17 protein-coding genes are annotated in these 18,667 nt (G+C 68.7%); 10 read left to right on the top strand and 7 right to left on the bottom strand.

Annotated elements, in window-relative coordinates; all coding sequences use genetic code 11:
* Window positions 1–177 precede the first annotated feature (177 nt).
* Entirely contained in the window at window positions 178–2,268 is a 2,091-nt protein-coding gene (locus AVR91_RS08110; RefSeq protein WP_063272687.1) for a tetratricopeptide repeat protein, read from the bottom strand.
* A 711-nt stretch (window positions 2,269–2,979) separates the two neighbouring features.
* Between AVR91_RS08110 and AVR91_RS08105 the strand changes: the two genes are divergently transcribed.
* Complete coding sequence (locus AVR91_RS08105; RefSeq protein ID WP_063272686.1) at window positions 2,980–4,134, top strand: thioester domain-containing protein; 1,155 nt, start codon at window positions 2,980–2,982, stop codon at window positions 4,132–4,134.
* 52 nt (window positions 4,135–4,186) lie between these two features.
* On the opposite strand, the gene AVR91_RS08100 is transcribed toward AVR91_RS08105, so the two are convergent.
* The gene (locus AVR91_RS08100) at window positions 4,187–4,930 is read right to left on the bottom strand and encodes an AraC family transcriptional regulator (RefSeq protein WP_063273422.1); all 744 of its coding nucleotides are present in this window, start codon (window positions 4,928–4,930) and stop codon (window positions 4,187–4,189) included.
* A gap of 54 nt (window positions 4,931–4,984) precedes the next feature.
* Here AVR91_RS08100 and AVR91_RS08095 point away from each other — a divergent pair, with 54 nt between their 5' ends.
* From AVR91_RS08095 to AVR91_RS08085, 3 genes are all read left to right on the top strand, one after another.
* Window positions 4,985–6,160 (top strand): MFS transporter, encoded by a 1,176-nt coding sequence (locus tag AVR91_RS08095; RefSeq protein WP_063273423.1) that lies wholly within the window; start codon window positions 4,985–4,987, stop codon window positions 6,158–6,160.
* Between the two features lie 88 nt (window positions 6,161–6,248).
* On the top strand, window positions 6,249–7,559 hold the full coding sequence (locus tag AVR91_RS08090) for a lipase family protein (RefSeq protein WP_063273424.1): 1,311 nt from the start codon (window positions 6,249–6,251) through the stop codon (window positions 7,557–7,559).
* Window positions 7,560–7,646: 87 nt separating this feature from the next.
* A complete protein-coding gene (locus AVR91_RS08085; RefSeq protein ID WP_228708346.1) occupies window positions 7,647–8,291 on the top strand; it encodes a TetR/AcrR family transcriptional regulator in 645 nt (214 codons plus the stop codon).
* Here AVR91_RS08085 and AVR91_RS08080 read toward each other — a convergent pair.
* The 3 genes from AVR91_RS08080 to AVR91_RS08070 are packed head-to-tail and all read right to left on the bottom strand — an operon-like array spanning window position 8,288 to window position 11,522.
* A complete protein-coding gene (locus tag AVR91_RS08080) occupies window positions 8,288–9,136 on the bottom strand; it encodes an SDR family NAD(P)-dependent oxidoreductase (RefSeq protein ID WP_063273426.1) in 849 nt (282 codons plus the stop codon). The two genes, AVR91_RS08085 and AVR91_RS08080, sit on opposite strands and share 4 nt — an antisense overlap.
* A complete protein-coding gene (locus AVR91_RS08075) occupies window positions 9,133–10,032 on the bottom strand; it encodes an alpha/beta fold hydrolase (protein ID WP_063273427.1) in 900 nt (299 codons plus the stop codon). The genes AVR91_RS08080 and AVR91_RS08075 overlap by 4 nt, the downstream gene beginning before the upstream one ends.
* A complete protein-coding gene (locus AVR91_RS08070; protein WP_063273428.1) occupies window positions 10,029–11,522 on the bottom strand; it encodes a flavin-containing monooxygenase in 1,494 nt (497 codons plus the stop codon). Before AVR91_RS08070 ends, AVR91_RS08075 begins: the two co-directional genes overlap by 4 nt.
* Window positions 11,523–11,611: 89 nt before the next feature.
* Between AVR91_RS08070 and AVR91_RS08065 the strand changes: the two genes are divergently transcribed.
* The gene (locus AVR91_RS08065) at window positions 11,612–12,856 is read left to right on the top strand and encodes a PucR family transcriptional regulator (RefSeq protein WP_063273429.1); all 1,245 of its coding nucleotides are present in this window, start codon (window positions 11,612–11,614) and stop codon (window positions 12,854–12,856) included.
* Window positions 12,857–12,860: 4 nt separating this feature from the next.
* Here the strand turns inward: AVR91_RS08065 and AVR91_RS08060 are convergent, their stop codons facing one another.
* Window positions 12,861–13,166: an effector-associated constant component EACC1 gene (locus AVR91_RS08060; RefSeq protein WP_063273430.1), complete on the bottom strand. Its 306-nt coding sequence runs from the start codon at window positions 13,164–13,166 to the stop codon at window positions 12,861–12,863.
* A gap of 114 nt (window positions 13,167–13,280) precedes the next feature.
* On the opposite strand from AVR91_RS08060, the gene AVR91_RS08055 reads away from it, so the two are divergent.
* The 4 genes from AVR91_RS08055 (at window position 13,281) to AVR91_RS08040 (ending at window position 17,198) form a co-directional block, all read left to right on the top strand.
* Window positions 13,281–14,060, top strand: a complete 780-nt coding sequence (locus tag AVR91_RS08055) for an isocitrate lyase/PEP mutase family protein (RefSeq protein WP_063273431.1) — start codon at window positions 13,281–13,283, stop codon at window positions 14,058–14,060.
* 34 nt (window positions 14,061–14,094) lie between these two features.
* Window positions 14,095–14,709, top strand: coding sequence for a DUF2238 domain-containing protein (locus AVR91_RS08050; RefSeq protein WP_063273432.1), 615 nt, complete (start codon window positions 14,095–14,097; stop codon window positions 14,707–14,709).
* 42 nt (window positions 14,710–14,751) lie between these two features.
* A complete protein-coding gene (locus AVR91_RS08045) occupies window positions 14,752–16,149 on the top strand; it encodes an amino acid permease (protein WP_063273433.1) in 1,398 nt (465 codons plus the stop codon).
* Window positions 16,150–16,463: 314 nt separating this feature from the next.
* Window positions 16,464–17,198 carry a hypothetical protein gene (locus tag AVR91_RS08040; protein WP_063273434.1) on the top strand — a complete coding sequence of 245 codons (735 nt, stop codon included), beginning with the start codon at window positions 16,464–16,466 and terminating at the stop codon, window positions 17,196–17,198.
* 52 nt (window positions 17,199–17,250) lie between these two features.
* On the opposite strand, the gene AVR91_RS08035 is transcribed toward AVR91_RS08040, so the two are convergent.
* Entirely contained in the window at window positions 17,251–17,589 is a 339-nt protein-coding gene (locus AVR91_RS08035; RefSeq protein ID WP_063272642.1) for a YybH family protein, read from the bottom strand.
* 75 nt (window positions 17,590–17,664) lie between these two features.
* On the opposite strand from AVR91_RS08035, the gene AVR91_RS08030 reads away from it, so the two are divergent.
* Entirely contained in the window at window positions 17,665–18,648 is a 984-nt protein-coding gene (locus tag AVR91_RS08030) for a helix-turn-helix transcriptional regulator (RefSeq protein ID WP_063272641.1), read from the top strand.
* Window positions 18,649–18,667: the final 19 nt, after the last annotated feature.

Genomic DNA, 18,667 nt, shown 5'->3' with positions numbered 1-18,667 from the left:
TGTGCGGTCGCCGACGCCCGCGCCGTGATCGCGAGCGACTTCGACCGGCTGCCCGGACTCACGATCGTCGCCGTCGCGTACTCCCCCGGCCGCTGTCTCGTCGGCGACCGCACGGGAGACGTGGTCGTCGTCGCGTGCGTGTCCGCCGAACTGGCGGGCGCGGGGGCCTATCTGTGGCTACTCGCCGGCCGTCGGCTCCGGCTGCTGCGAATGGTCGCGCCGCGCGGCCAAGGCCTCCAGCCGAGCGCGGGCCCGCTCCGCCCGCAGCCCGCCGGTCGGGCCACAGAGGTCGAGAGCCTTGGTCAGCCGGGCACGGGCGGCACCGAAATCACCCTCGAGCTCAGCGACCTCGGCGAACGCCACGAGCACATCGGACTGATAGGCGGCCGAACCTGACTCGTCGAGCACCGCGGCGGCGCGGGCGAGTTCCCGTTTCGCCGCGGTGATCTCGCCCGCCCGCGCGTCGATCCGCGCGAGCGACAGGGTGACCTCGGCCTCGCCCTTCACATCGCCGATGTCGTCGAACAGCTCTTGCGCGAGACGCAGATGCCGGGCGGCGTCGGCGGTCCGGCCCGCCTGCAGCAACGCCTCGCCGATCCGGCGGTGCCGCTGGGCGACGCCGCGGTCGATCCCGAGTTCCCCTTCGATCACGAGGCTCTGGCCGAAGAACTCGACCGCCCGCTCGAAGTCGCCACGGCCTTGCGCCGCCATGCCCAGCTGGTCCAGGGCGACGGACTCGTTGTGCCGGCTTCCGGCGCCCTTGGCCAGCTCCGCGGCCTTCAGGCATTCGCTTTCGGCGGCTTCGAACCGTCCCAGATCCAGGTGGGCGCGGGCCAGCTGGCAGCGCAACCGGGCTTCGGCGACCGCGTGGCCGCACCGGTGTGCCGCGGCGACGCCGACCTCGTGCGTCCGGAGCCACAGCTGATAGTGCTTGCGATAGAGGAAGAGTTCCCAGAGGGCTTCGCACAGTTGCCAGGCGAGTTCGTCCTGCCCCAGCGCGGACGTCTCTTCGAGCACCTCGATGATGTCCGGCAGCCGTTCGTCCAGCCACTGAAGGGCTTCTGCGCCCGTGTCGAACAACGCCGGCGCGCCCTCGTACCGGGCGCGCACGGTGCCGACCCGCCAGCGCATCGGGATCACCACCAGGTTCGCCCGCGTCATCCGGTGCAGATACCAGTCCGCGATCCGGGCGACGACTTCGAGCCGTTCGTCGTCCGGCAGCGCCCGCGCGTGCAACCGCACCAGATCGTGGAAGCGGTAACCGCGCTCTCCGACTTCCTCGAGGAGGCTGGCGTCCGCCAGTTCTTGGAGCCCGTCCGCGGCCTCGTTCTCGGAGACCCTTGCCGCCGCGGCCGCCGCTCCCACCTCGATCGTCGGTCCCGGGTACTCGCCGAGCAACCGGTAGAGCCTGGCCGCGTGCGAGGACAACGCCGAATAGGACGAGTCGAAGGTGGCCGTCAACGACGCTTCACCCACCGGCGACAGCTTCGTCAACCGCACCCGTTCGTCACGGAGCTCCGCCACCATCCTGGCCACCGGCCATTTCGGCCGCGACGCCAGCCTCGCGCCCGCCACCCGGAGCGCGATCGGCAGCCGTCCGCACAGTGCCGCCAGCCTCGTCACGTCCGAAAGCTCGCCCGCCACCCTCGATTCGCCCACCGATCGCGTCAACAGCTCGACGGCGTGTTCCTCCGGAAGTGGCGCCATGTCGACGAATCGCGCGCCCTCCGCGTGCAGACCGTCCAGCCGCAGCCTGCTGGTGACCACCACGACGCATCCCGACGAGGCCGGGATCAACGGCCGCACTTGCGCGGCCGAGATCGCGTTGTCCACCACCAGCAGCAGCCGCATCCCCGCGGTGGTGGTCCGGAACAGCGCCGCCTGCTCGGCCAGCCCGACCGGCACCCGTTCCGGAGGGACGCCGAGCGCGCGCAAGAACGCTCCGAGCGCCTCCTCGGGCGGCACGGCCGTCTCCGGTGAGAACCCGCGCAGATCCGCGTAAAGCTGACCCGACGGATACCGTCCGGCGTTCCGGACCGCCCAGGTGACCGCGAGCGCGGTCTTGCCGACGCCGCCGGGCCCGACCACCACGGTCACCGCGGGCGACCGGTCGGCCGAGTCGTCCTCTTGACCGGCGGCGGCCGAGTCGAGCGCTTCGAGTTCCGCGGTCCGGCTGGTGAAATACGCGGGTACCGGAGGCAACTGACGGGGAACGGGGGTGTCGGAGGGTGACCGGGCGACGGCCACCGTGCCGAGGTCATCTCCCATGACCGCACCCCGGCGGGCGGCGATCCGGGCGCGAATTGCGCGGCCGCGATTCATCCCGTTCGAGAACGGAAATCCACGATGAACAGAATCGTGGTTCACGCGTCGAAGATCGCATGCTCGTGCCTCCCCACACGACCGTTTTCTTTCGTCCGCGCAATCGCCTCACCCGCGAACTCCCGGCGATGCCCGAACCTCCCTGTCTACCTCGCCGAGCGGCGTCGCTCCCGTCGCGCACGGAACATCTACCCGAAAGAACCAAGACATCGGCCCTCCGAGCCCCGGATACGCCTGTTCGCAGGAGGCGCCGACGTCGTCGCCACATACAGTGATCTCCACCACTTCCATTACCGCGACAATGGAAATCAAGAACGGAAATCAGCCGCCGCGGAAGAATAGCACCGGAAATAATCCGAAGGCCCGCACTCACCTGATTTCCGGCAGGCGATCGAGCGCGGACCCCTCACACGGAGCGTGACCACCACCGGGCCCGCGGTCGTCTACTCGCCCAAGATCGTTTTCTTGCCGTTCACCCTTCTTTCAGGGCAATTCGGACATCAGCCATACCCCCGAGTAGCCACTTGTGTGACTTCTGTATGCTCCGCTCTCGCTCGATGGGATTAGTCATCCCCCATCCGGGCGAGCCGTTGCGGTCGGGGCCTGTGGTCGCACGCGGCACTGGCATTCGTGGTCCGTATTTCGGATGGGAGACACATGCACGGCAGGTCAGTTCTGGTTCGCGGCGGGATCGCGGTCGCCACCGCGGCCGTCGCGCTGACGATGGCCGCTCCGGCCGCCCTCGCCGACGACGGCGCGGCGCGGGGCCGGGTCGTCGAAGGTTCCGGCACCGAGGGTTTCAGCGTCAACTTCGAGGGCGGGCAGCACTACGTCACGAAGCTGTTCGGGCTGAAGCTCTCCGACGGCAGCAAGCTCAAGATGTACTGCGTGCAGGTCGAGGTCGGCATGCGCACCGATCAGGACATGATCGAGCGTCCGTGGAACAAGTACCCGGACGCCGCTTCGCCGTTCAACAAGAACAACTCGAAGATCAACTGGGTCCTGCACCACGGCTACCCGGCCGTCGCCGTGAAGGCGCTCGAAGGCGCGCTCGGCAAGGACGTCAAGCTGACCGACGGCCTGTCGGTCCAGGAAGCCGTGACCGCGACGCAGGCCGCCGTCTGGCACTTCAGTGACGGCAAGAACCTCGACCGCAAGAAGCCGCTGCCGTTCGAGAGCGCCGAAGAGTCCGCCGACGTGCTGGCCGTCTACGACTACCTCACCGGCGAGAAGAACGTCGGCATCGGGGCACAGCCGAAGCCGACCCTCGACATCGGCCCGGCCAAGGCCTCGGGCGCGACCGGCTCCAAGATCGGTCCGTTCAGCATCGCCACCAACGGCGACATCACCGAGATGACGAGCAAGCTGCCCGAGGGCGTCAAGGTCACCGACGCCGACGGCAAGGAGATCAAGGCCGCCGCCATCAAGGACGGCACCAAGGTCTACGTCGACGTTCCCAAGGACGCCAAGGACGGCAACGGCTCGTTCTCGCTGAAGGTGAGCGGCCACCTCGACACCGGTCGCCTGTTCGTGGGCGAGAACTACGCCAAGGTGCCCGCGCAGTCCCTGATCGTGGCGGAATCCGAGAAGACCTCGGTCGTCGCGAACGCGACCGCGGCCTGGAAGCAGGGTGGCGCGCCCGCCACCGACACCCCGGCGCCCACCACCCCCGGTGGTGCCGAGTCGGGTGGCGGCGACGAGCTGGCCAACACCGGTGCCTCCGCGACCATGCCGCTGGTGATCGGCGGCGCGCTGCTCGGCGCGGGTGTGCTGATGGTGCTGCTGGTGCGCCGTCGCCGTAGCGAGGCGTAAGAAGCGAAGCGAAGCGGGGCCGGTCCATTGTGGACCGGCCCCGCTTTGGTGTTCACCGGTCGTAGTGCGTGCCCGGCGTATGCCCGAAGGCGCGACGGAAGACGTCGATGAAGGCACTGGTGGACGACCAGCCGCAGGCATGCGCCACCGCGGTGACCGGAGTGTTTTCGGCCAGGAGGGCCAACGCGCGGTAGAGCCGCAATTGTGTGCGCCACTGCGGGAAGGTCATGCCGAGATCGGCTTTGAAGAGCCGGGCCAGGGTGCGATCGCTCGCCCCGACCCGGGCGCCGAGGGCGGCCAGTGTCCGGTTGTCGGCCGGATCGGCGCTGAGGATCTCGCACAGTGCGCGCAGCCGCGGGTCGTCCGGCGTCGGCAGGTGCAGGGGTTGCTGCGGCGACGCGCGCAGCTGGTCGAGCAGGACCGCGCGCAGCCGACGGCGTTCCGGGGTGTCGTCGTGCGGCGGATCGGTGTACGCGCGGAGGAGTTCACGCAGGAGCGGGCCGACGGCCAGCACGCTGGGTTCGTTCAGCCGCAACGGGTTCACGGTCGCGGGCAGGCCGACGAGGCGGAGTTCGAGGTCGCCGTGCGCCTGATGGGCGTGCACGGTCCCGGCAGGCACCCAGATGGCCCTCGTGGCCGGCGCGACCCAGGAGCCCTTGTCGGTCGTGATCGCCAGTACGCCGCGGGCGGCGTAGACGACTTGATGCTCGTCGTGGCGGTGCGCGTCGACGATCGCCCCCGAGGCCAGTGACCGGACCTGGGTGGGCGCTTCGGGCAGGTGGCGGATTTCCGTCATTGTTTGTCATTTTATCGGAAGCGCGACACCGAGGCCCGCGGCGAGCATGGCGGAATGCCGAAGATCAAAGCGATCGCCCTGCTCTCGGCCGGGCACGCCTGTGTGGATGTCTATCAAGGTTCGGTGGCCGCGCTGGTGCCGTTCTTCGCGGCCGAACGCGCCTACGGATACGCGGCGGTGTCGGGCATCGTGCTCGCCGCCTCGCTGCTTTCGTCGGTGGCCCAGCCGTTGTTCGGCGCGCTGACCGACCGCTGGGCGATGCCGTGGCTGCTGCCGTCGGCCACGCTCCTCGGCGGACTCGGCATCGGCTTCGGCGGGCTGGTCGATTCGTACACACTGACACTCGCTTTCGTCGCCGTGTCGGGAATCGGGGTGGCGGCCTATCACCCCGAAGCCGCCCGGGTCGCGAGGATCGCGGGCGGCGGCGGGCACAAGGCCATGGGCTGGTTCTCCGTCGGCGGGAACATCGGCTTCGCGGCCGCCCCCGTACTCGTGGCCGCGGTCATGGCGCTGGGCGGGCTCCGGATGTCACCGCTGCTTGTCGTCCCCGCGCTGGCCGGATCCGTGCTCTGCCTGCCCGTGCTGCGCGCCCTCACGCGGAAGGCAGGCGCCGGCGGCTCGCGATCGGACGTCGTCGGCGTCGACGACTGGAGGTCGTTCGCGAAACTGTCGGTGTCGGTCGTCTTCCGGTCGATCGTGTTCGTCGGGCTCAGCACGTTCGTCTCGCTCTACGCCCAACAGCGGACCGGAGGCGGCACGACGACGGGCAGCGCCGCGCTGTTCCTGCTCTATCTCGGCGGCGCCGTGGGCACCCTGCTGGGCAGCAGGCTGGCCGGACGCCGGGGCCGGGTCACCGTGGTCCGCTGGTCGTATCTGGCCACCGTCGTCACGGTCGCGGGAGTCGTGTTCGTACCCGGCCCGGCGTTCTTCCCGTTCGTCCTGCTGGCCGCGGTGAGCCTGTACATCCCGTTCTCCCTGCAGATCACCCTCTCCCAGGACTATCTGCCCACGCGGGTCGGCACCGCCAGCGGCGTCACCCTCGGCCTGACGGTCAGCATCGGCGGTCTCGCGAGCCCTGTCATCGGGACGATCGCCGACCACACGTCTCTGCGGACGGCCTTGATCCCACTGATCGCGCTGCCGCTTTTGTGCTGGATCACAACCCGCACCCTGTCCGAGCCGTGCTCCGTCCAAACCGGAGCGAAAGAAGTGTCAATGTCGCGCCAATAAATGATGTACGGCCCTGTACACCATCGGTTACCGGCTGGTAGGTTCCGGGAATCCAAACGTGATCCACTTCATGATTCAAAGGGGAGTCATGACCCGAAAGCCCGCTCGTCTGCTGGCCGTCGCGATCGCCCTCATCGTCGGTTTCGCCGCCGCGCCCGCCGCCTCCGCCGCCCCCGCCACCGACCCGTTCTACAGCTACGACGGCAGCGAACCGTTGTCTTCGTACAGCCCCGGCACCGTGCTGAAGACCAGGACGCTCAATTACCACGTCCTCGGTATTTCCACGCCGCTCAAGGTGACCCAGTTGCTCTACCGGTCCACCGACGCGCAGGGGAAGCCGTCCGCCAACGTCACCTCGGTGCTGCGCAGCCTGACCGGCGACAGCACCAAAGCCGTTTCGTACCAATCGTTCTACGATTCGCTCAATCCCGAACACGGCCCGTCGAGGGCGATCGCCGGCGGCGTCTCGCTCGGCGGACTCATCGCCAACGCGGAGTCGCTGTTCATCGCGCCCGCCTTGTTGCTGGGCTACAACGTCGTCATCCCAGACACCGAAGGCCAGAAGGCGAACTTCGCCGCCGGGCCGGAATACGGGACGAACACCCTCGATTCCATCCGCGCCGCGACGAGGTCGCCGGGGACGGGAATGAACGACAAGACCCGGTTCGGTCTCATCGGCTATTCGGGCGGTGCCATCGCGACCGGCTGGGCGGCCGCGCTCGCGCCGGATTACGCGCCCGAGGTCAACAAGAACCTCGTCGGTTTCACCGAAGGCGGAGTGCTCGTCAAACCGTCGCACAATCTCAAATACGTCAACGGGAGTGTCGCGTGGACCGGGGTCATTCCGATGGCGCTCATCGGGGTCTCGCGGTCGTTCGGCATCGACCTCAAGCCGTACGCGAATTCGTACGGGCTCCAGGTGCTCAAGGACATGGAGAAGGCGTCGATCGTCGACGCGCTCGGCCGTTATCCGGGCCTGACGTGGGAGAAATTCGTCAAGCCCGAGTACACGAACCCGAACAAGGTGCTGCCGTACGTCGAGGCCGTGAACAAGATCAACCTCGGTTCCGCGCCGACGCCCACCGTGCCCGGTTACATCGCGCAGGGCAACAACGGTGTCGTGGAAGGCACTTTCGGCAATCCGCCGGGGATCGGGACCGGTGACGGCGTGATGGTCGCCGGTGACGTGCGATCGCTCGCCCGGCAGTACTGCGAAACCGGCAACAAGTCGATCAAGTACGACCAGTACAACCTGCTGAGCCACGTCGGGGCGGCCGTCGCCTGGGCGCCGCAGGCCATCGGCTGGCTCAACGACCGGTTCGCGGGCAAGGCCGCGCCGTCCAGCTGCGGGAAGATCGCGCCCGGCAACTCCCTCGCCCCGGAGGTGCCGGTCAGCTGACCGCTCGGTCCGTGAAGGCCTCCTTAAGGGACTCTGGGTCCCTCAAGGAGGCCTTCACGGATTTCGGGGACCGGTACGGTGCCGCACGTGACCGAGCACCGCAAGCTGCCGAAGGGGCCGCACAACCTCAGCCGCGACGAGGTCGCCGGAACCCAGCGGGCCCGGCTGATCGACGCGGTTCTGGAGAACACCGGCGAACGCGGCTACGTCGCCACCACCGTCGGCCACATCACCACCACCGCGGGCGTGTCACGGACCTCGTTCTACGAGCAGTTCACCGGCAAACAGGACGCGTTCCTCGCCGCCTACCGCGAGATCACCACCGAGTTCATCACGCAAGGTGTCGCCGCGGGAGCCAAGGCCGCCACTCCACTGGACGCGGTCGCCGTCTGCTGCGACTTCCTCGTCGACTACGTGCATCGGCGTCCTACCGCCGTCCGCGCCGCGTTGCTGGAGATCTACGCGCTCGGCGACGCGGGGCTCGAAGCACGCGAGAAGACCTTGCGTGCCGGGGAAGCCGTCTTCGACCGGACGGCGGAATGGCTGCGCGCCACCGATCCCGCGCTGCCGTCACCGCCGCCGTTCACCGCGCGGACGGTCGTCGCCGCCACCATCGAGCTGATCACGCAGGCCATCTGGATCGGCACTCCCGAGGCCTACGAGCAGGCACGCGAAGCCGTCCGCTACACCTGGCTGCTCGGCCTGTTCGGGCACCGGAGCGTCGAGGGCTAGCGGGCGAGACGCCGCCGCTCGAAGTCGACGATCAGTTTCGGATACCGCCGCGGGAGCAGCCGGACGAGCCGGTCGACCAGTTTCGCGTCGTTTCCGACGAGCACACGCGGTTTCCCCGCTTCGACGCCATCGACGATGATGCGAGCGGCCTGATCCGCCGGCATCTTCAGCAGCTTTTCGTTGTACACGCGGACACGTTCCCGCTGTTCGGGGGTGGGCTCGATACCACGGGCCTCGGCTTCCTTCAACGCCGCCGAGGCGATGCCGGTCTTGACGCCGCCCGGATGGACGACCGTGACCCGCACCGGATGCCTGCCCGCGATCATCTCCGTGCGCAGCGCCTCGGTGAACCCGCGGACACCGAACTTGCTGGCACAGTAGGCGCTGAGCGTCGGCTGGGCCAGGAAACCGTTGAGGCTGGAGATGTTCACGACCTGGCCGTCGCCGGAGTCGATCAGATGCGGCAGGAAGGCCTTGGTGCCGTTGATGACGCCGAAGAGGTTGACCGCGAGTGTGCGGTCGTACAGTTCCCATTCGGCGTCGAGCACGGTCTGCCCGCCGCCGGCGATCCCCGCGTTGTTGTAGATCTGGTGCACCACACCGAATTGCCCGGCGACGGTGGTCGCGTACTCCCGCATGGCCGCGCGGTCGCTGACGTCCAGCGTCGCGCCCTGCACTTCCGCGCCGAGAGCCTTGACCTCGGCGACGGTCTCGGCCAGCCCGCTTTCGTCCACATCGGACACCGCGAGCCGGGCTCCACGCCGCGCGAGTTCGAGCGCCAGCTGACGGCCGATGCCGGAACCGGCGCCGGTGACGACGGCGACCTTGCCGCGAACGCCGCTCATCGGGTTTCTCCTGCCGGATCGAGGGCCACTTCGGCGGTGAGCTCGACGAGCCGGTCGACGAGGTCCGGGGCGATGTGGTGCCCCATTCCGGGGATTTCGACGTAGCGGGCACCGCTGATGGCCTTGGCGGTCGCCCGTCCGCCGCTGTGGTGGACCATGCGGTCGGTGTCGCCGTGGACCACGACCGTCGGGCAGGTGATGCGGCCGAGTTCGGCGGTGCGGTCGCCGCTTGCCTGGATCGCGCCGATCTGGCGGGCGATACCGCTGCGGGCGCGCCGTCCCCCGGCGCGTTCCCACAGTCCCTCGGCCCAGGCCGTTTCGACGTCCTTGTCCAGCGGGAACGAGGCCGAACCGAGGTGGCCCATCAGCGACAGGTGCCCGATCACGGACTCTTCGACCGTCTGGGCGGGCCGCCTCGCCATGCGCACCAACGTCGACTTCGCCGGCTGTCCGACGCGGCGATGCCCGGTGGTGGAGAAGATCGACGTCAGCGACAGGACGCGATCCGGGTTCCGGGCGGCGACGGTCTGGGCGATCATGCCGCCCATCGACATGCCGACCAGATGCGTCTTCTCGATGCCCAGGTGGTCCAGCAGGCCGACGGTGTCCGCCGCCATGTCGCCCAGGTCGTATGCGCCGGGCAGCGGTTTGGCCAGCAGTTGCCGGAGCTTGCCCGGGTTCGGCGCCTTGATGCGATCCGAACAGCCCGCGTCGCGGTTGTCGAACCGGACGACCCGGAAGCCGCGGCGGGTGAAACCGTCGATCATCTCCCTCGGCCACGACGTGAGGTCCAGGCCCAGGCCGGCGATCAGCACCAGCGGCACCCCGTCGGCCGGGCCGTCCTCGCGGTAGCAGAGCCGCGGGCCGCCGGGCAGGTCGGCGAAGCTGTCGGTCACGAGCCCACCGCCTCACGGACCTTGGCGCGGGAGAAGTGCAGCTCGGGATCGGTGATGTCCTCCGCGCGCAGCAGTTTGATGTCCGAGTGGTAACTCATCGACGTAAGCCACGGCATGCGGTCACCCTGCCGCGGGAGCTGGTCAAGAGCGCGCTGCACGTATCCCGCGGCGAAGTCCAGGAACGGCTTCGTCGGCATGTCCGGATCGGCGAGGACGGGACGGCAGACGTCGTAGCCGTGGGTGTCCATATGGGTCAGCAGACGGCAGAAGTGCTCGCACAGCAGGCCGATCTTCAGCGTCCACGACGAGTTCGTGTAGCCGATCGCGAACGCGGCGTTCGGCACATCGGAGAGCATCATTCCCTTGTACGCGACGGTTTCCGGCAGGATCACCGGTTTACCGTCGACGCTGAGCGTCGCCCCGCCGAACACCTGGAGGTTCAGGCCGGTGGCGGTGACGATGATGTCCGCCTCCAGCTCCCGCCCGGATTCGAGCAGGATCCCCTTTTCGGTGAAGGTCGCGATCTTGTCCGTGACGACGTCGGCCTTGCCCTTGCGGATCGCGGCGAACAGGTCGCCGCCGGGCACGGCGCACAGCCGCTGGTCCCACGGGTCGTACGGCGGATTGAAGTGCTCGTCGACAGGATAGCCCTTGGGAAGCTGCTTCTTGTTGACGTAGCGGATGAGCCCGCGGGCGGTCTTCGGGAACTTCTGGCAGAACTGCCAGACCGCCAGCCCCTTGCGGATGTTCTTGCGGCGGGTGAGCGCGTACGCCCGCTCTTCGCCGAGGATCTTGCGCAGGCCGTTGGCGATCTTGTCCTCGCGCGGCACCGGCATCACGTAGGTCGGGGTGCGCTGCAGCATCGTCACGTGCGCCGCGGTGCCCGCCATCGCCGGGATCAGGGTGACCGCAGTGGCGCCGCTGCCGATCACGACGACGCGTTTGCCCGCGTAGTCGAGGTCTTCGGGCCAGTGCTGCGGATGCACGATCGTGCCGGCGAAGCGGTCGCGGCCCTCGAAGCGCGGGGTGAAGCCCTCGTCGTAGCGGTAGTAGCCGCCAGCGTTGAACAGCCAGCCCGCGCTGAGGCGGGTGCGCTCGCCGGTGTCGGTCCGCTCGATCTCCAGCAGCCAGCGCGCCTCGTCACTCGACCAGGCGGCCGAGAGCAGCTTGTGGTGGTAGCGGATGCTGGGCTCGATGCCGTTCTCGGTGATCGTCTCGCGCAGGTACGACAGGATCCGGGGCGCGTCGGCGATCGACTGCTTGTCCCGCCACGGCTTGAACTCGTAGCCGAAGGTATGGAGGTCGGAGTCGGACCGGATGCCCGGATAGCGGAACAGGTCCCAGGTGCCGCCGGACGTGCCGCGGGCCTCCAGGATGGCGAACGTCTTGCCCGGGTTCTCGGTCTTCAGGTAGCGCGCGGCCCCGATCCCGGAAATCCCGGCACCGATGATGACCACGTCGAGGTGCTCGACGGGTGTGCTCGTCGTCATGCGGTACTCCAGCCTCGTCTCGGTTCTCTCCACGATGCGGGTCCGGCGGGGATTTGCGCTAGCACTATCTGCACCATCATGATGCATTCATGGTGCAAAGTGCCGCATCGCCGTGGCCGACGCTGTCCCCCGAGGCCCGTGACCTCTTCCGCCAGGGTGCGGAAATCGTGCTGCATCCGCGCGCCGAATGGATCGAGGAGCTGCACGAAGCCTCCCTCGGCGGGGACAGCATGCGCGCGGTCGCCGAGGACCCGGTGCTCACCGAGGGGACCAAACGCGCGAACCTGGCCAATCTGCTGCACTGGGCGGCCGCCAACGTGCAGCGTCCCGGTGAACGCGTCTCCGCCAACCTGAACCAGGAGGTGCTCGACGGCGCCCGCGACATGGTGCGCCGCGGCTTCGACTCCGGCGGCCTCGACGCCTACCGGCGGGCGCAGGGGGTGGCCTGGCGCAGGTGGATCGAGATCTGTTTCGACCTCACGTCGGATCCGGTGCTGCTCCGCGAACTGCTCGACGTCTCGTCGCTGTCCATCACCACGTTCATCGAGGACACCGTCTCCGCGGTTTCGGAGCGGATGGCCGCCGAACGCACGGAGCTGACCCGCGGCGCCCACGCCGAACGGCGGGCGACCGTCACGCTGCTGCTGGAAGGTGCGCCCATCAGCCGCTCGCGCGCCGAAGCCCAGCTCGGCTACCCACTCGCCGGCCCGCATACGGCCGCGATCGTCTGGAGCGGCTCGGTCACCCCGTCGTCGCAGCAGCTCGAAACCGCCGCGGAAACGCTCATGCGGGCCAGCGGCGCTTCACACCGGCTGACTGTCGTCGCGAGCGCCGCCGCGTTGTGGGTCTGGCTGCCCGGCCGGACACCGCCTCACACCGACCGGCTCGCCGAAGACCTCGCACCGCATCCCGACGTCCGCGTCGCGCTCGGGCGGCCCGGCAGCGGCATCGACGGGTTCCGCCGCAGCCATCTGGACGCCGCCGCCACCCAGCGGATGCTCGCCCGGCTCACCTCGCCGCGGCAGATCGCGCGGTACCAGGACATCCAGCTGCTCGTGCTGCTCACCGGTGATCCGGCGCAGGCGGACGAGTTCATCGCCGACACCCTCGGCGAACTCCGGCACGCCGACACCGAGACCCGGGAGACCGTGCGGACCTACGTGCACGAACTGGGCAACACGACGCGGACCGCGGAACGGCTCTACACCCACCGCAACACCGTCGTCCGGCGGCTGGCGCGGGCCGACGAACTGCTCCCCCGGCCGTTGGCGGAGAACGCGGTTGACGTGGCCGTCGCGCTGGAAACGTTGCGGTGGCTGGGAACCGGGGCTTGAGCCGTCAGGAGAACGGCAGATCCAGGTTCCGGAGCATGGCGCGTTGTTCCGCGGTCAGCTCGCCCTCGACGGTGATGGTGAACGGCGGGGTTTCCTCGCGGGAGCGCAGAAAGCCGCCCCAAGCGATCCCCAGATTCGCCAGCCCGGTGAGGGAACCGATGGACATGCAGATGACCTCGAAGGCCCCCGAGTCCGGCGATCCCGCGAGGTTGATCGTCGCGGACCGCGCCACGTCGACGTCGTCGCGAAGCCAGCTGTAGAACTCGGTCAGCGCTTGTTCGTCGCCGGCGGCGTTGATCGTCAGCTCCATGGGGCCTCCCTCGAACGTGCCACGCCTCCCAGTCGTGGCCCCGGCCCGGCGCGTAACACGTTCGGCCCACTCAACGCCTCGTCGTGATGCGGGTGAAACCTCTAGATTGGCGACATGGTTTCCACCGCCGAGAAGGCCACGCGGCTGCAGGAGTTGCACGCCGCCCCCGAACTGCTGCTCGTCGTCAACGTCTGGGACGCGATCACCGCGAAGGTCGTCGCCGAAACCCCTGGCACCCAGGCGCTCGCCACGCCGAGTCACGGTATCGCCGCCGCCCGCGGCTACCCGGACGGCGAGGTGATCCCCCGCGACGAAATGATCTCCGAGGTAGCCCTCATCGTCCGGGTGGCCGGCGATCTGCCGGTCACCGCCGACCTGGAAGCGGGCTACGGCGACCCGGGCGGCACGGTCGCCCGCGCGATCGAGGTCGGCGCGGTCGGCTGCAACCTCGAAGACCAGATGAAGCCGCTGGCCGAATCCGTCAAGGCCGTCGAGGCCGCGGTCGCCGCCGCTCAGGCCGCCGGTGTCGACTTCGTGCTCAACGCCCGCACCGACGCCTTCCTCCGGGCGGGCGACCGCGACCCCGAGGAGGTGCTGGCCGACGCGATCACCCGCGGCCGCGCGTACCTGGACGCGGGCGCGTCGAACGTCTTCGTGCCCGGCAAACTCGACGAGACCCAGGTCGGCAGGCTGGTCGAGGCACTGGGCGAGCGCAAGGTGAACCTGATCGGCGTCCCGGGCTCGATCCCGCTGGCCACCGCGCAGAAGCTCGGCGTCTCCCGCGTGTCCTACGGGCCGTTCAGCCAGAACGTCGCGCTCACCGCGCTGGCGAAGCTCACCGAGGACGTCTACGCCGGCGGCGGCCTGCCAGCCGACATGCGCAAGCTGAACTGAGCGGGCCGGAGCCCGTCGAAGTAGGGTCCCTTCCATGGTGCGCGGTGTCGGCCGGACGGAAGGGACCCTGCAGGCCGGCGCGGTGCTCGCGGTACTCGTCGCGACCGGCGTCCAGGCGAAATCCCCCGGCACGTGGCTATTGGAAGTCGTCTGGGTGCTGATCGGCCTGCCGCTGGTGGTGGCGTTGCGCAAACGCTTTCCCTTGACCCGCTTGCTCTGCTGGCTGCTGGTGCTGCACGCGTTCGTGCTGTGTTACGGCGGGCAGTACACCTACGCCGAGACCCCGGCCGGGGAGTGGTTTCAGGCCTGGATGGGCACCCAGCGGAACAACTACGACCGGTTCGCCCACTTCGTCCAGGGTTTCGTCCCCGCGATCGCCGTCCGCGAGGTGCTGCTGCGGCGCACACCGCTGCGCCCCGGCGGCTGGGTCGCCTTCCTGACCGTCTGTGTCTGCCTGTCGATCGCCGTCGGCTTCGAACTGGTGGAGTGGTCCAGCGCACTCGTCGCCGGTTCTGGCGCGGACGACTTCCTCGGTACCCAAGGGGATGTCTGGGACACCCAGTGGGACATGTTCCTCTGCCTGTGCGGCGCGGTGCTTTCTTTGCTGGTCTGGCGCGGAACGCACGACCGTCAGCTGGCCGGGCGATAGCCGGGCCCTTGGCCTCCCGAGGCGGCAGATACGGTCGTCGTCATGAATTTGCGAGCCGCGGCGGTGCGGCGTAAACCGGTCGCCGACCTGATCACCGAGAGTGATCACGGCGCGCTGAAGCGCTCCCTAGGGCTCGGGCAGCTGACCATGCTCAGCATCGGTGCGACGCTGGGCAGCGGGATCTTCGTCGTACTCGGCGAGGCGGTGCCCGTGGCCGGTCCCGCGGTCGTGCTGTCGTTCGTGCTGGCCGGTGTGACCGCGCTGTTCTCGGCGCTCTCCTACGCCGAACTGGCAGGCATGATCCCGGTGTCCGGTTCGTCCTACTCCTACGCGTACGCCACCCTCGGCGAGCTCGTCGCCTGGGTCTGCGGCTGGTGCCTGGTACTCGAGTACGGCGTCTCGGTGGCGTCGGTCGCGGTCGGCTGGGGGCAGTACCTCAACGAGTTGCTGCGGCTGACGTTCGGTTTCGCCATCCCCGACGCGCTGAGCCAGCCGCCGGGATCGGGCGGGATCGTCAACGTCCCGGCCATCGTCGTCGTGCTGCTGGCCATGTTCCTGCTGCTGTCCGGCGCGAAAGAGAGCGCGCGGGCCAACGCGATCATGGTCGTGGTCAAGGTCGGCACGCTGATCCTGTTCTGCGCGATCGCGTTCTCGGCGGTGCGGGCGGCGAACTTCACCCCGTTCCTGCCGCTCGGCCTGGCCGGGCTGAGCGCCGGCGCCGCGAAACTCTTCTTCTCCTACATCGGTTTCGACGCGGCGTCCACGGCGGGCGAGGAGGCGAAGAACCCGCAGCGTGACCTGCCGCGGGCGATCCTGCTCTCGCTCGCCATCGTCACCGTGCTGTACTGCCTTGTCGCCGTGGCCGCGGTCGGCGCGTTGCCGTGGCAGGAGTTCGACGGCCAGGAAGCCGCGCTCTCGCATGTGCTCGGCGTCGTGGCGGGCAACCCGGTGTGGGCCGGACTGCTCGCCGTCGGCGCGATCGTGGCGATCTCCAGTGTCGTGCTGACCGTCCTCTACGGACAGACGCGGATCCTGTTCTCGATGTCCCGCGACGGCCTGGTGCCCGCCTCGCTGTCCAAAGTGGATCCCAAAAGCGGCACACCCCGGATCAACACCCTGGTGGTGTCCGGATTCGTCGCGACGCTGGCCGCGTTCGTCCCGCTCGGGAAGCTGGCGGACGCCACCAGTATCGGCACGCTCTTCGCCTTCGGGCTGGTGAACGTCGCCGTACTGCTGCTGCGAAAGCGGCAACCGGAGGCGCCGCGTTCGTTCCGGGTGCCGTTCTCCCCCGTCACCCCGATCCTCGGGGTGCTGTGCTGCGGCTACATGATGCTCAGCCTCGACGGCGCCACCTGGATCGTCTTCGCCGGCTGGATGGCGCTCGGCCTGCTGATCTACTTCGGTTACAGCATGCGCCGATCCCGGCTGGCCGCGGGATAGCCCGTTCGCCGCCATAATTCCTAGCCTGTCCAGCCGCAGTACGGGCCGGATCATTGAAGTGACGGTGATCGGTAGGGGACACTTCCGTCCGACCACGGAAAACCCTACCGTGAACCGAGGAATTCATGCGCCGAAATCGCATTACCGTGCTGACCGCGTGCCTCGTCCTGTCCCTCTCCCCATTCGCCGTCCCCGCCGCCGCGCAAGAGACGGCGGCCCCCTTCTGTTATGAAGAACCCGTCCAACCGAAAGCCGATGTAAGTGACATAAAGGCCGGTTTCCAGTCCACGAAGTGGCTTCAGACGATCCAGGCCGTGTACCAGCGGCGCTGGCCCAGCGGTGAAGCCCTCGCGATCGCCCAGGCCAAGGACAAGTACTTCAGCCAGTTCGTGAACAAGACCAGCTTCAACGCGCTCGCCGAATCCCTGATGGTGGCGATCCACGAAGAGACCCACATGTGGGACCTGGATCCGTCGAGAACCTCGTGGGACGTCCATGTCTCCGCCTGGATCGACGCTTCCCGCAAGGCGATGAAGGTCCCGATCCACGGCGGATTCCCCCGCCGCGAAATACTCCCGCTGATCACGGACGATCTCACGCGGTCGATGGACGACATCTACCTTCGCGACCAGCAGCAGGGGTCGTACCGGATGCAAGGTGTCGTCGCGGAACTCAACGCCGGGCTCATGGGCTTGCCCGCGGCGACCGTCGTCGCCGAGTACATCCAAGGAGTGGGCGCGAGCAATTCCCGCGACATCGCGGCCACGAACCTGCGCTATCTCCAGCTGTACCTGCGCGTCGCCAAGACGAAGCATCCCGATTACTGGGCCAAGATCAAGGCACAGCCGGATTTGCGCCAATTCGTGCTCATCGAGTTCCTTCGGACGGCCTACTGGCTGGATCAGTCCGCGCCCCACGCCGCCAAACTCGGCAGCGCGGACGTGGCCAAGATCGTCGCCAAGAACTACGCACCGGAGAACATCGCGATCATCGAGGAGTTCACCGGCGCCAAGGTGAACACGGGCACGGCCAGGAACTGCACGGTCTGACCCCGTGCGCGGCTCGCCGGTGACGGGGCCCGTCACCGGCGAGCCGCCGGCGTCACGGCACGAACACCGGCTGGTCCAGCACCAGAAGCCACGATCCGTCCGGTTGACGGCGCGCGACCTCGACGGTCACGTCACCGTTGGTCAGCGTGGACGCCGTGAGCGCCAGGTCGCCGCTCACCATCGCCGGGTGCTGCCTGCCCGGCAGGAGTTCCGGCGCGGCCGCGACGAACTCCTCGAACACCTTCCGGATCTCCGCGTGCCCGGTCGCGATGTTGCCGGGCGGGAACGCCAGTACGGCGTCCGGTTCGTACAACGCCACCAGCCCGTCGACATCGCGCGCGTTGCCTCGTTCGATGAAGAGCTTGCCCAGATCGTTCGGCTCAGTGGCCACAGTCCTGCTTGTCATGACGACAGTCTCGCAGCGAATCACGACATCCTGTGTCGTGTATTCCGCTAAAGTTCTCCCATGCGCGCCGACCGGCTGGTCTCACTGGTGTTGCTGTTGCGGCACCGGGGCAGGCTGTCCGCGACCACGCTCGCCCGCGAGCTGGAGGTCTCCACCCGCACCGTGCTGCGCGACATCGAAGCGTTGTCCGCGGCGGGTGTCCCGGTGTACGCCGAACGTGGCAGGAACGGCGGTTTCGCGCTGCTGCCGGGTTTCCAGACCGAGCTCACCGGTCTGAACCACGACGAGGCGCTCGCGCTGCTGATCGCCGGGTCCCGGCGTGGCGCGCAGGCGTTCGGCCTCGGCTCCGCGCTCGCCTCGGCCATGCTCAAGGTGATCGACGCGCTGCCGGAAGGGCAGCGGGACACTGCGGCGGGCGCGGCCCGGCGTCTGCTCATCGACCCGGAGACCGATCTCCTCTCGCGCCGCGTGGTCGCCGAGGAGGTGCCCGACGCCATCGTCGCCGAGGTCCGGCGCGCGGTGTTCGCCGGGCACAAGCTGCGCATCCACTACGCGGCCTCGGGCCAGGCGGCGCGGTGGCGCACGGTGGATCCGATCGGCCTGGTCACCGTCCGGGACCAGGGGTACCTGCTGGCCACGAGATCCGGCGAGGACCGGACTTACCGGTTGTCCCGCCTGCGGGCCGCCGAGGAACTCCCCGAGCCAGCGGAACGACCGGAGCGGGTCGATCTGGACCGGACCTGGCAGGAACGCAGCACGCGGTTCCGCTCCGGAGGGAAGCAGGTCGCGGTCGAGGTGCGGGTGGACCCGGCTCGGCGTGACCGGCTGGTGGGCACCGCGCTGGCCGTCCTCGCGGAGGAAACCGAAGAGGACGGCAGGCTGAGGCTGGAGGTGACCTTCCAGGACGCCCGGCACGCCGAATGGGCACTGTGGCAGCTCGCCGCGGACGCGGAAGCCCTTGGCCCGTCTTGGTTACGCGATTCCTTGCGGGACAGGGCGGCGGCGATCACGGCCCGGTACCCCGTGAGACCAAAGTCAAGTTGAGCCCGCAGGTCGGGGCGGG

The organism is Amycolatopsis keratiniphila subsp. keratiniphila (assembly GCF_001620365.2).
Classification (GTDB): Bacteria; Actinomycetota; Actinomycetes; order Mycobacteriales; family Pseudonocardiaceae; genus Amycolatopsis; species Amycolatopsis keratiniphila.
The sequence above is the reverse complement of the archived record's forward strand: the minus strand, read 5'-3'. Positions and strand labels throughout refer to the sequence as shown.